The organism is Gammaproteobacteria bacterium (assembly GCA_017999615.1).
Taxonomy (GTDB): Bacteria; Pseudomonadota; Gammaproteobacteria; order JAABTG01; family JAABTG01; genus JAGNLM01.
Genome location: JAGNLM010000012.1, coordinates 41440 through 52870, shown reverse-complemented (window position 1 = coordinate 52870; position 11431 = coordinate 41440). Strand labels below are relative to the sequence as shown.

Annotated in this window: 14 protein-coding genes and 1 tRNA gene; 8 read left to right on the top strand and 7 right to left on the bottom strand. The window is 70.7% G+C overall.

Annotated elements, in window-relative coordinates; translation table 11 throughout:
* Together KA217_09955 and KA217_09950 are read right to left on the bottom strand one after the other, a co-directional pair.
* Window positions 1-955, bottom strand: a 955-nt coding sequence (locus KA217_09955; GenBank protein MBP7712770.1) for an integrase arm-type DNA-binding domain-containing protein, incomplete at its 3' end; no start/stop codon positions are given.
* 238 nt (window positions 956-1193) lie between these two features.
* A tRNA-Gly gene (locus KA217_09950) sits at window positions 1194-1267 on the bottom strand.
* Window positions 1268-1485: 218 nt separating this feature from the next.
* On the opposite strand from KA217_09950, the gene KA217_09945 reads away from it, so the two are divergent.
* From KA217_09945 to KA217_09935, 3 genes are read left to right on the top strand one after another with little or no spacing between them, the layout of a single operon-like run.
* Window positions 1486-1983 (top strand): hypothetical protein, encoded by a 498-nt coding sequence (locus tag KA217_09945; protein ID MBP7712769.1) that lies wholly within the window; start codon window positions 1486-1488, stop codon window positions 1981-1983.
* A gap of 58 nt (window positions 1984-2041) precedes the next feature.
* Window positions 2042-2242 (top strand): sulfur carrier protein ThiS, encoded by a 201-nt coding sequence (gene thiS, locus KA217_09940; GenBank protein MBP7712768.1) that lies wholly within the window; start codon window positions 2042-2044, stop codon window positions 2240-2242.
* 59 nt (window positions 2243-2301) lie between these two features.
* Complete coding sequence (locus tag KA217_09935; protein ID MBP7712767.1) at window positions 2302-3117, top strand: thiazole synthase; 816 nt, start codon at window positions 2302-2304, stop codon at window positions 3115-3117.
* On the opposite strand, the gene KA217_09930 is transcribed toward KA217_09935, so the two are convergent.
* On the bottom strand, window positions 3114-4028 hold the full coding sequence (locus KA217_09930) for an MBL fold metallo-hydrolase (protein ID MBP7712766.1): 915 nt from the start codon (window positions 4026-4028) through the stop codon (window positions 3114-3116). The genes KA217_09935 and KA217_09930 overlap by 4 nt on opposite strands.
* Window positions 4025-4435, bottom strand: coding sequence for a response regulator (locus KA217_09925; GenBank protein ID MBP7712765.1), 411 nt, complete (start codon window positions 4433-4435; stop codon window positions 4025-4027). The genes KA217_09930 and KA217_09925 overlap by 4 nt, the downstream gene beginning before the upstream one ends.
* Window positions 4436-4559: 124 nt before the next feature.
* Here KA217_09925 and trmB point away from each other — a divergent pair, with 124 nt between their 5' ends.
* The gene (gene trmB / locus KA217_09920) at window positions 4560-5303 is read left to right on the top strand and encodes a tRNA (guanosine(46)-N7)-methyltransferase TrmB (GenBank protein MBP7712764.1); all 744 of its coding nucleotides are present in this window, start codon (window positions 4560-4562) and stop codon (window positions 5301-5303) included.
* Here the strand turns inward: trmB and yrfG are convergent.
* Window positions 5287-5943: a GMP/IMP nucleotidase gene (yrfG, locus tag KA217_09915; GenBank protein ID MBP7712763.1), complete on the bottom strand. Its 657-nt coding sequence runs from the start codon at window positions 5941-5943 to the stop codon at window positions 5287-5289. The genes trmB and yrfG overlap by 17 nt on opposite strands.
* Window positions 5944-6043: 100 nt before the next feature.
* Between yrfG and KA217_09910 the strand changes: the two genes are divergently transcribed.
* The 4 genes from KA217_09910 (at window position 6044) to KA217_09895 (ending at window position 9569) form a co-directional block, all read left to right on the top strand.
* A complete protein-coding gene (locus KA217_09910; GenBank protein MBP7712762.1) occupies window positions 6044-6739 on the top strand; it encodes a hypothetical protein in 696 nt (231 codons plus the stop codon).
* 101 nt (window positions 6740-6840) lie between these two features.
* The gene (locus KA217_09905) at window positions 6841-7326 is read left to right on the top strand and encodes an Rsd/AlgQ family anti-sigma factor (GenBank protein ID MBP7712761.1); all 486 of its coding nucleotides are present in this window, start codon (window positions 6841-6843) and stop codon (window positions 7324-7326) included.
* A 44-nt stretch (window positions 7327-7370) separates the two neighbouring features.
* A complete protein-coding gene (locus KA217_09900; GenBank protein ID MBP7712760.1) occupies window positions 7371-8735 on the top strand; it encodes an adenosylmethionine--8-amino-7-oxononanoate transaminase in 1365 nt (454 codons plus the stop codon).
* Between the two features lie 96 nt (window positions 8736-8831).
* Window positions 8832-9569, top strand: a complete 738-nt coding sequence (locus tag KA217_09895) for a 16S rRNA (uracil(1498)-N(3))-methyltransferase (GenBank protein ID MBP7712759.1) — start codon at window positions 8832-8834, stop codon at window positions 9567-9569.
* A gap of 56 nt (window positions 9570-9625) precedes the next feature.
* Here KA217_09895 and KA217_09890 read toward each other — a convergent pair whose 3' ends face one another.
* Together KA217_09890 and KA217_09885 are read right to left on the bottom strand one after the other, a co-directional pair.
* Complete coding sequence (locus tag KA217_09890) at window positions 9626-10354, bottom strand: response regulator transcription factor (GenBank protein MBP7712758.1); 729 nt, start codon at window positions 10352-10354, stop codon at window positions 9626-9628.
* Window positions 10351-11403: a histidine kinase gene (locus tag KA217_09885; protein MBP7712757.1), complete on the bottom strand. Its 1053-nt coding sequence runs from the start codon at window positions 11401-11403 to the stop codon at window positions 10351-10353. Before KA217_09885 ends, KA217_09890 begins: the two co-directional genes overlap by 4 nt.
* Window positions 11404-11431 lie beyond the last annotated feature (28 nt).

Genomic DNA, 11431 nt, shown 5'->3' with positions numbered 1-11431 from the left:
ACAGGTGGCGCTGGGCCGGCTTGAACTCATCCAGCAGGTGCCGGACGATCTCCATGGCCTGAATCGACAGCGGCACGATGTAGGGCGGGATGTCCTTTGGCTGCTGCCGCTTCTTGCGCATATCCAACTGGAGTTGCTTCACGACGTCGGGCGGGATGATCCACAGCCCACGGTCCAGATCGAATTGATCCGGCGTCGCCTGTCGCAGCTCGCCGGTTCGCACGCCGGTCAGCAGCAACAGCCGCAGCCCGAGCTGGGTCTGCCGCCTGCCGCGATAGCTGCGCAGCCGCTGCAACAGCTTCGGCAGCTCGGCCATGCGCAGGAACGGGTTGTGGTTGACAGGTGGCAGCGGCAGCGCCACCACATCGAGATCGGAGGCCGGGTTCTGCTCCAGGCCCGGCACGATCACCAGCGCGTAACGGAACAGTTGGTTGAACCACGTCCTGACTTTCTCGGCGACGGAGAGCGCCCTGCGCTTCTCGATCTTGGCGATCACCTCCAAGAGGTCGGGACGCTTGATCTCATAGATCGACCGTTTGCCCAAGGTGGGCAGCACATCCTTGTCGAAGATGCGCGGAAGTATCGAGAGGGTCGTCTGCCGGCCTTCCTTGAGGCTGAGCCCGCGATGCTTGAGCCACTTGCGATACACCGCCTCGAAGGTGTTTTCGTCGGCGAGCCGGACAGCAGTGCGCTTCTGCTTGCGGTGAACGCGAGGATTGGTGCCTTTGGCCAGCAGGGCGCGCGCTTCGTCGCGTAGGCTGCGGGCCTCGCGAAGCGTCACCTCCGGGTAGGTGCCGAGCGACATCCGCTTCTGCTTGCCCGCCCAGTAGTAGCGGAAGTGCCAAGTCCTGCCCCCTGCAGCGGTGACGGCCAGGGAGAGGCCATCCAAGTCAGGGAGGGTGTATGCCTTGCCTGTTGCCTTGGCCTGTCGAACGGCCAGGTCTGAGAGTGCCATGCTCTTGCTCCTGAACATGAGTCAGGAACCAGATGCTGGTCACGTCGACCTCGCCCCTCCATCAACAATCCGGAATCAGCCGCGCCCGCAAAAATGGACTTGTTTGTGGACTTAAAAGTCCCGGCTGTAGGCGGATCGCAGTGGACTACGGCAGAACATCAAAGAGAGGAAAAGTCTTTGTGCGGCAACGACTTGCAGACTCTCTTGGACTTCTGCGGAAGTCCGCAGATTGATACAGTGGAGCGGGTGATGGGAATCGAACCCACGTCATCAGCTTGGGAAGCTGAGGTTCTACCATTGAACCACACCCGCTTCGGGCGAGCCAATAGTCTAGCCAACCGTTCGCCGGGATGCCAGAACGTCCTGGTCCCTGGTCCCTGGTCCCTGGTCCCTGGTCCCTGGTCCCTGGTCCCTGGTCCCTGGTCCCCGGAGCCGGGGAACCGTGCCCCGGGCGGTGGTCTCCCGGCCCGCTCCCCCGGTACACTGGATCCACTGCCGAGGGGTTCGGCCCCGGAACCTGGAGGTGCGCCGTGCTTCGACGACTGCTGGTGACCGGTCTCTGCCTGGTCGCGGTGACGACCCCCGCGCGGGGCGCAGGGCTCGCCCTGGCGCCCGAGGCGGCCTGCTCGTATCTGGCGGAGGCGGGTCTCCCCGCCGCGAATGACTACCGTCCGTTCCGCGAGGAGCAGTTCTATTGCTGGAGCCTCAGGCGCGACCTACCGGCCGGCGACCCGGTGCGGCACCGGGTGCGCTACACGGCCGAGGGGACCGCCGAGGCGGTCTCCGCGCTGGTGCTGGAGCTGCAGGTGGTCTCGGGGAGCGAGGTCCAGCGGGCACACCGGCTGTTCCTCGAGCACGCGAAGACGCTCGCCCGTGCGGCGACCGGGCAGGACCTGCCAGAGGCGGTCGGCAAGGCGATCCTCTCTGCGCGCCCCGGACGCTGGCGCGAGGGGGAGACCGACTTCTTCGTCCAGAAGTCGAGCGTGCGAGCTCCCACGAGCTACGAGCTCGTGTTGCGCATCGAGTGATCGAGCGCGAGCCCCTCTCGAGGTTGACCGCCGGGGGGGCGCTCCGTAGCCTGCTGCCATGGAGTTGATGCTGAACGGCACGCCGATCACGCTCCGGGAGGGCGCCACGCTCGCGGAGCTCCTGGACACGCTGGACCTCGGGGGGCGCCGGGTCGCCGTCGAGGTGAACGCGGAGATCGTTCCCCGCGGCGAACACCAGCGGCGAGTGTTGCTCGCCGGCGACCGCGTGGAGATCGTTCACGCCATCGGCGGCGGCTGAGCCCTGACGAAGATTTCCTCCGAGCCCATTTCCCACTCCCTGCCTGCGACGGACCGACCATGAGCCCGACACCTGCTGCTTCCCCCCTCGACCCCTCCGCGGACCCCCTCGTCGTCGCGGGCCGTACCTACCGCTCGCGCCTGCTGGTCGGCACGGGAAAGTACCGGGACCTGGAGGAGACCCGCCTCGCCGTGGAGGCGAGCGGCGCGGAGATCGTGACGGTGGCGGTGCGGCGCACGAACATCGGCCAGATCGCCGGTGAGCCGAACCTGCTCGACGTGCTGCCCCCGGACCGCTACACGATCCTGCCCAACACCGCAGGCTGCTACGACGCGGAGACGGCGGTGCGTACCTGCCGGCTCGCGCGCGAGATGCTCGACGGGCACAGCCTGGTCAAGCTCGAGGTGCTGGGCGACCCGAAGACGCTATTCCCGGACGTGGTGCAGACCCTGGCGGCGGCGGAGGTCCTCGTCCGCGAGGGGTTCCAGGTGATGGTCTACACGAACGACGACCCGATCCTGGCCCGGCGCTTCGAGGAGCTCGGCTGCGTCGCCGTGATGCCGCTCGCCGCACCCATCGGCTCCGGGCTCGGGATCCGCAACCCCTACAACATCCTGACCATCGTCGAGAACGCGAAGGTCCCCGTGCTGGTGGACGCCGGCGTCGGCACGGCCTCGGACGCGGCCATCGCGATGGAGCTGGGCTGCGACGGCGTCCTGATGAACACCGCCATCGCGGCGGCGAAGAACCCGGTCCTGATGGCCTCCGCCATGTGCAAGGCCATCGAGGCGGGACGCGAGGCGTTCCTCGCGGGTCGCATGCCGAAGAAGCGCTTCGCCAGCGCGTCGAGCCCCATCGAGGGGACCTTCTTCTAGAGCGGGATCAGCAGCCCTTCGCGAGCGACCTCGCAGCGCAGGGGGGAGCCCCGCCGGCGGATGATCTCCTGCGCCTCGCGGTGCAGCGCGTCGACCTGCGCGTCGGGGTAGCTCGGGTCCAGGTGGTAGAGATAGAGCTGGCCCACGCGCGCGTCGATGGCGCAGCTCACCGTGTCGACGTAACAGGAGTGTCCCCAGCCGCGCTTGCGCGCGTAGTCCTCGCGCGTGTACTGCGAGTCGTGGATCAGGATGTCCGCGTCGAGGAAGGGCTGCAGCGACGCCCGCTTCGCCTCTTTCTTCATTGCGAGCAGCAGTTCGTGCTCGCCGGTGTCGAGATCGCTCTCCTGCAGGCGCCGGTCGATGGGCTCGTCGAGGAACAGCAGCTCGTTGTCGGAGACGTAGACCAGCGTGCGCCCGGCGACCTCGATCCGGTAGCCGAAGGTGGTCCCGGGGTGGTGGACGTTGAACGGGGTCACCCGGATCGGGCCGTGCTCGATCGTCCCGTTCTTCGCGTGCAGGTAGTGCACGTCGGCGAGCCAGGTCTCGGTCTCGACGGGGAAATAGGGGGCGCGCATCTGCTCGGACAGGGCCTCGGCGACCTCCATCTCGGTATTGCCCGGACCGAAGAAGCGCAGGGTCCACGAGGGGGTGAACGCAGGCTCGAAGAAGGGCAGCCCCGAGATGTGGTCCCAGTGGTAGTGCGTCACCAGGATGGCCACCTCGCGCACGGCGTCCTGCTCGAGGAGGCGTGCGCCGAGGGGGATGATGCCGGTGCCCGCGTCGACGATAAGGACGTGGTCCGCGCAGCGGATCTCCACGCAGGAGGTGTTGCCCCCGGTGCGCATGTGCGTCGCGAAGGGCGCGGGATAGGAGCCGCGGACTCCCCAGAAGCGCAGATAGCAGGGGCTCATGGGTCGCCGTCTTCGGACATGGGGCGCAACTGCGCGCCGGTGTATCGCTCGATGAGGGAACGGATCTCCCGGGAGCGCAGAGGTTTCAGCAGGAACTCCCGTGCCCCGAGCTCGCGCGCGAGCGCTCGATCCTGAGCGTAGTCCTTGGACGTGACGACGACGACGGGAAGCTCAGGCTGCCCGGGAAGCGCCCGCAGCTCCCTGAGCAGGGTGAAGCCGTCCTTCTCCGGCATCACGATGTCGAGGAACAACAGGTCGGCCGAGTTCTCGCGCAGGTACGCGTAGGCATCGTCCGCACAGCGGAACGCCTGGATGTCCACCTCCAGGCTGCGCACGCTCGCCTCGTACTGGGAGATGGCCGCGGCGCTGTCGTCCACGACGACGACCATCGGGGGTATTCTGCTCACGGGGACGCTTCCGCGGGCCCTAGCGCACCATTGTCCGTGGGATTATAGGGCAAGAGCCCACGCCGCCTCCCTGCTCCGGGGGGCGACGTCCCCACAACCCTCTACTCCGACACCACACACCACCATGGTAACCGAAGCCGAGGACCCGGTCCCTCGACCGGATGCGCATCTCAGGAGCGTCCGCAGCTACGTGGTGCGGGCGGGCAGGATGACCGATGCCCAGCGTCGGGCCATCGACGAGCTCTGGCCGCGCTTCGGCGTCGAGGACGGCGGCCGGCTGGACGCCGCGTCGCTCTTCGGCCGCAGTCTCCCGCTGGCGGTGGAGGTGGGGTTCGGCAACGGTGAGGCCCTGCTCCAACTCGCAGCCGCACACCCGGAGCGCGGGTTCCTCGGCATCGACGTGTACCCCCCGGGGGTCGGGCGCCTGCTCGCCGGCCTGGCCGCCCGAGGCCTCGAGAACGTGCGGGTGCTGCGGGGCGACGCGGTCGCGGCGTTCGAGGAGAGGATCCCCGAGTCCTCGCTCGACGCCGTGTACGTCTGGTTCCCGGACCCCTGGCCGAAGAAGCGCCACCAGAAGCGCCGCCTGGTGCAACCGGCGCTCGTGGCGCTGTGGGCGCGTGCCCTGCGTCCGGGGGGGACGCTGCACCTGGCGACCGACTGGGAGGACTACGCCCTCGGGATGCTCCAGGTGACGGACGCCGAGCCGCTCCTCGTGAACCCTGCCGGCGCCGGGTGCTTCGCCGAAGGGCCGGGAGAGCGGCCGGTGACCCGCTTCGAGCGGCGCGGGCGGCGGTTGGGCCACGGCGTCCGGGACCTGGTGCTGGTGCGCCTTGGGGCCGAGGGGGGCGCCGCTAGCGGGGCGGCATGATGTCCCGGAAGCTCTCGATGGCCGGGAACTCGCCTACCTCGCGCCGCGGGGCGCGGCTGTCGGGGCGGTGGACGGCCAGCAGGCGCCGCAGGCCCCAGGCCCGGGCCGCCCGGAGCACCGAGAGGCTGTCGTCCACAAGCAGCGTCGTGGCCGGGTCGAAAGGCTCCCGCTCGATCAGCAGGTCCCAGAAGGCCGTGCTCTCCTTGGGCAGGCCGAGGTCGTGGGCGCACACGATCACGTCGAAGTGCGGCCCGATGTCGGTCCGCTCGAGCTTCAGCGCGAGGCTCCGGGCGTGCGCATTGGTGACCAGCACGAGCCGCCGGCCGCTCTCGCGCACGCGCTCCAGGAACTCCACGGCGTGGGGCTGTACGCCGATGAGGTGCTCCAGTTCGCGCTTCAGGTCCACGATGTCGAGCCCGAGCTCGTCCGTCCAGTAGTCCACGCAGTACCACTGCATCGTCCCCTCGACCTCGCGGTAGCGGCCGAGGAGGTGCACCCGCGCCTCCTCGAGGTCGACCCCGTGGCGCTGCGCGTAGCGCAAAGGGACGTGCTCGAGCCAGAATGTGTTGTCGAAGTGCAGGTCGAGCAGGGTGCCGTCCATGTCGAGCAGGACGGTGCGGACCTCGGTCCAGTCGACCAGCGGGGCGTCGGGGCGGGTGTTCGTCGACGTGGTCAAGGCGCGGGTCCGGGCCCCGGTCGGGGTCTGTGCTCGTGGTGCGGTGAGCGGGGAGAGGACTGTAATGGGACGGGGCGATCAAGGACAAGGGTGGCTGGGCGCGGCCGGCGTGGGGTTCCTCCTCGCGGCGCTCGCCGTGCCCGCTGCGGTGGGCTCGGAGTCCGCGGGCTTCGACGACGAGCTCGAGGCGAGCACCGTCGGGGTCAACGAGGGGAAGCTCTCCTTCCTCGCCGAGCCGCCCGCGAAGGCGGTGCACCATCACCACAACGACATCGTCATCGGCCCCGAGAGCCTGCGCGAGGGGTGGGTGCGTCTCGCGCAGTGCCACGAGAACCTGGACGCCGTGCCGCGCGCGGAGGTGGTGTATGCCCCCGGGCGCATCCGCGGCGTGAGCGTGGCGAGCTCCAGCGGGATCGAGCGCGCGTGGGTCGAGGGCCCTTCCCTGCAACTGCAGGGGGTGCAGCGGGGCGCCGAGCTCTGCGTGAACGCCGAGAGTCGGGCATTCAGCGCTGAAGAGGACGGCGCCTACACCCTGCACAACGGGCCTTACATGCGCCGGTTCCTCGACGGCTACTACCCCATGCGGGTCACGATGACCGTGCGTTATCCCTGCGACCAGCTGCGCTTCGCCGGCTCGAAGCCCGAGCCGCAGCCGGGATTCACGGTCCGGGACGCGGACTGCCGCGTGGACGTGGAGGCCTGGTTCGAAGGTCGGCTGAACACCGAGCTGCGGTTCCTGCCGGCCACGGTCTCGCCCTGACCGGGAAGACCGGCCGTTGCGCCGGTCCCGCTTGCCAGGGACGCGTGGAAAGTGTTTACCTATCGCCCGGCGAGCGATCTCGCCGGAGCGGGTCGAGACCGATGCAGACGCAGACACAGCCAGGGGCGCAGTCGCAGTCGCGTGGCCCCATCGAGTTCGTCGAGCGCCGGGGACACACCCGGGATCTGGTGCAGAAGCTCCTCGCGGAGCGTCAGGACCTCCTGGTCGCCTTCTGCGAGGTCGCGGGCCTCGAGCCCTACCACCCGGACAAGCCGGTGCGCAGCCTCCTGCGCAAGTTCTGCCAGTTGCTGGTCGACTACGTGGCCGTCGTCCACTTCGAGCTCTGCACCCGCATCGCCGACGGCGGTGAGCGGCGCGCGGGCGTGCGCGCAGTCGCCGAGGAGGTGTTCCCGCGGCTCTCGGCGATCACCGAGGAGGTGGTCGAATTCAACGACCGCTACGAAGTCCTGACGCCCGAAAAGCTCGCCGGCGGACTGTCGGAGGACCTCTCGCGGGTCGGCGAGACGCTGGCCGTGCGCTTCGAGCTCGAGGACCGGCTCTTCGCGGCCCTGCTGGCAAGAAGCTGAGCGTCGCCCGCGAGCCCGTGGACCCGGCGGGTCGTCTCCCTCCCGTGACCGCGCGCCCGACCCGCAACGCAGACCTGGTGGCCCGCGACCTCGCGGTCCTCTGGCACCCCTGCACCCAGATGAAGGACCACGAGGCGTCGCCGCCCATCCCCATCCGGCGGGGCGAGGGCGTGTGGCTCGAGGACTTCGACGGGAACCGCTACCTCGACGCGATCAGCTCCTGGTGGGTCAACCTGTTCGGGCACGCCAACCCGCGCATCAACGCGGCCCTCAAGGCGCAGCTGGACGAGCTCGAGCACGTCATCCTCGCGGGCTTCACGCACGCGCCCGCACTGGAGCTGGCCGAGCGACTGGTGGCGCTGACCCCGCCCGGACTCGACCGCTGTTTCTTCTCGGACAACGGTTCGACCGCGGTCGAGATCGCGCTCAAGATGAGCTTTCACTACTGGCGCAACGCCGGCGAGCCGGGCCGCACCCGCTTCGTCAATCTCACGAACAGCTACCACGGCGAGACCCTGGGTGCCCTCGCCGCGGGGGACGTGTCGCTCTACAAGACGACCTACGAGCCCCTGCTGATGGGGGTTCTGACGGTGCCTTCCCCGGACTGCTGGCACCGTGCGGCGGGAGAGTCCTGCGCGGAGCACTCGCGCCGGATGCTGGAGCCGATGCGCGAGACGCTGGAGCGGCACGCCGGCGAGGTGTGCGCGGTCATCGTGGAGCCGCTCGTACAGTGCGCGGGCTTCATGCGCATGTACGACCCGATCTACCTGCGCCTGCTGCGCGAGCTGTGTGACCGCTACCGTGTGCACCTGATCGCCGACGAGGTGGCGGTCGGGTTCGGGCGCACCGGCACGCTGTTCGCGTGCGAGCAGGCGGGCATCTCGCCGGATTTCCTGTGCCTCTCGAAGGGACTCACCGCCGGGTACCTGCCGCTCGCCGCCACGCTCACGACCGAGCGCGTCTACCAGGCGTTCTACGACGATTACGCGACGCTGCGGGCGTTTCTGCACTCACACAGCTACACCGGCAACGCGCTCGGCTGCCGCGCGGCCCTGGCGAGCCTGGACATCTTCGAGCAGGACGACGTGTGCGCGCGCAACCAGGAGCTCTCCCGGGAGATGGCCCGGGCGGCCGCGCCCCTCGCGGAGCACCCCCACGTGGGCGAGGTGCGCCAGCACGGGATGATCCTCGCCGTGGAGCTGGTGCGGGACCGCAGGACCCGGGAGTCGTACGCGTGGCAGGAGCGCCGCGGGCTGCGGGTCTACCGCCACGCCCTCGGCCGAGGGGTCCTGCTGCGGCCCCTCGGCGACGTCGTCTATTTCATGCCGCCCTACGTCATCACGCCCGAGCAGATCCACCGGCTCGCGGAGGTGGCCCGCGAGGGTATCGAGCGCGCCACGGCGGACTGACGCGGCGGGCGGACGCGTGGTCGGCCGGCTCGTTTGCCCGGGCGCGCGGTTGGCCGGAGCGACCGGATCGGAGCGACCGGATCGGAGACACCTGAATTGCGAGTCAGCCGCCTCTTCCTCGACGGGGACCTCTCGCCCGGGCGCGTGATCGGGCTGCCGCCCGAGGCGGCGAACTACGTGGGCCGGGTCCTGCGCCTGCGCAGCGGGGACCCCGTCACGCTGTTCAACGGCCGCGGCGGGGAGTGGGAGGCCCGGGTGGGCGAGGGCAGCCGCGGGCATTTCGTGGTGGAGGTGGGCGAGCACCGCGCGCGCGAGAGCGAATCCCCGCTCGCCGTGACCCTCGGGCTCGGCATCTCCCGGGGCGAGCGGATGGACTTCGGGCTCCAGAAGGCGGTGGAGCTCGGCGTCGCAGAGGTCGTGCCGCTCGTCACCGAGCGCTGCGTGGTGCAGCTCGACGCGGAGAGGGCCCTGTCGAGGCGAGCCCACTGGCACCGGGTGATGGCCAGCGCCTGCGAGCAGTGCGGCCGCAACCGCCTGCCCCGCCTGGGGGAGGTGGCCGGAGTCGCCGACTGGCTCGGCGCGGCGGGCTCGGGGGCGCGCCTGGTGCTCTCGCCGGTGGCCGAGGCGGCCCTGAGCGACCTGCCGCGCCCCCAGGGTACCGTGACGCTGCTCATCGGGCCCGAGGGGGGGCTCGCACCCGCGGAGCTCGCGCTGGCGGCCCACTGGGGCTTCACCCCGCTGCGCCTGGGGCCGCGCATCCTGCGCACGGAGACCGCGGTGGTGGCGGCACTCGCCGCCCTCCAGGCCTGCTGGGGCGACCTCGCGGGCCGCTGAGGAAGGCCGGAGGCGCGCTCGTGAGCCGCTCGTCGCCCGGGGACGAGGATCGTTGCTCACCGTCCCCGTAGCCGCTCGCGCACCCCGGCCAGCAGGCGCCGGCTGACGGCCGGGGCGAGCCCCACGCCCCGGAGCCGAACGTGGAAGAGGCCGTCGTCGCCCCGCTCGAGGGCCTCGGCGTGGGCGGGCGCGACGAGCGCGTTGCGGTGCACCCGCAGGAATCTCGCCCCGAGCTCGGTCTCGAGCTGGCGCAGCGATTCCTCGAGCAGCAGCTCGCCGCCCGGAAAGCCTGCCGTGACGTACTTCTGATCGGCCACCAGGTAGCGCACCTCGGTGACGGGGACCAGGCGAAGGCGGCCCTGGTGCGTGGCGCTCACGTGGGTTCGGGCTTCCCCGGGCCCCGCGGTGAGCGCCTCGGCCCGCTGGGGGGCGAGCAGGCGCGCGCGCAGCAGCGCCTCGGCCAGCCGCTCGCGCCGGATGGGCTTCAGCAGGTAGTCGACCGCCCGGACCTCGAAGGCGGAGAGCGCGTGCACCTCGTAGGCCGTGGTGAAGACCACCGCGGGAGGGCAGGGCAGGCGCGCCAGGTGCCGGGCGGTCTCGACCCCGTCCATCCCGGGCATCCGCACGTCGAGCAGCACGACCTCCGGCCCGCTCGCCTGGGCCAGCTCGAGCGCCTGCAGCCCGTCGGCCGCCTCGCCCACCACCGTCGCGCCTGCGATCTCGGCCACCAGCGCTGCAAGGCGGGCCCGGGCGAGCGGCTCGTCGTCGACGATGAGGACCTTCACGGCGCCCGCTCCCGCCGGGGGAAGCGCAGTGTGGCGACGTAGCGTCCGCCCGCGGGGCCCGCCTCGAGCCCCGCTGCCCGGCCGAAGAAGGCCTCCAGCCGTTGGCGGACGTTGTCCTGGGCGATGCGGTTGCCCCCGCGCTCCTGGGCGCCGGGGGGCGGCAGGGGGTTCTCCACCCGGACTTCCACCACGCCGTCCACGACCCGCCCCGTGATGCGCACCAGGCCCCCTGCAGGGGAGGGCTCGATGCCGTGGGACACGGCGTTCTCGAGAAGGGGCTGCACCGTGAGGGGAGGCAGGAGGGCGCCGCCCGGCAGGCCGGCCACCTCCCAGCGGGTCTGGAGTCGATCCCCGAGGCGCAGCGCCTCGATCTCCAGGTAGCGCCGCGACACCTCCAACTCCCGTTCCAGGGTCGCCGGCGTCCGGGTGTCGCCGAGGCTCACGCGGAACAGCTCGGCCAGGTCCTCGACCACCCGCTCGGCCAGGGCGGGGTCGGTGCGGGTCAGGCTCGCGATGGTGTTCATGCTGTTGAACAGGAAGTGCGGCCGGATCCGGGACTGCAGGGCCTGCACGCGGGCACTCGCCTCCCGCGCCAGGTTCAGACGCCACTGGTGCTGGACGTAGAGATAACGCAGGGTCACGGCGCCCACCAGCCCGCCGACGGCGACGTTGCGGGCGAGGAAGGCCCAGGCCTCGCCACCCAGACGGGGTGCCTGCCGCCCCTCGTCGAGCAGCCAGACCGAGACCAGGCTGAGCGCCGCGGTGAGCCCCACCACGAGCCCGAGGACCGCGAAGGACGCGGCCGCCGGCCGGAGCCGCGCGAGGAGCCGGCCCCCGGCGCAGAGCAGCGCGGCGGCGCTCAGGCCGACCCACTGCACGAAGAGCGACGTGCTCCCCAGCACCGGCCAGAACTCGAGTGCCGGGACGCTCATCAGCGCCAGCACGAGCGCCAGCAGCTCGCCGGTCAGGACGACGGCGAAGACGGCCCGGATGTCGCAGAAATCGGGGAGGAAGGGGGTGTGCTGGCTGCGGGGTGCGCTGGGTCCCATGGGCTGGCCCGGGTCGCGAGGTATACTC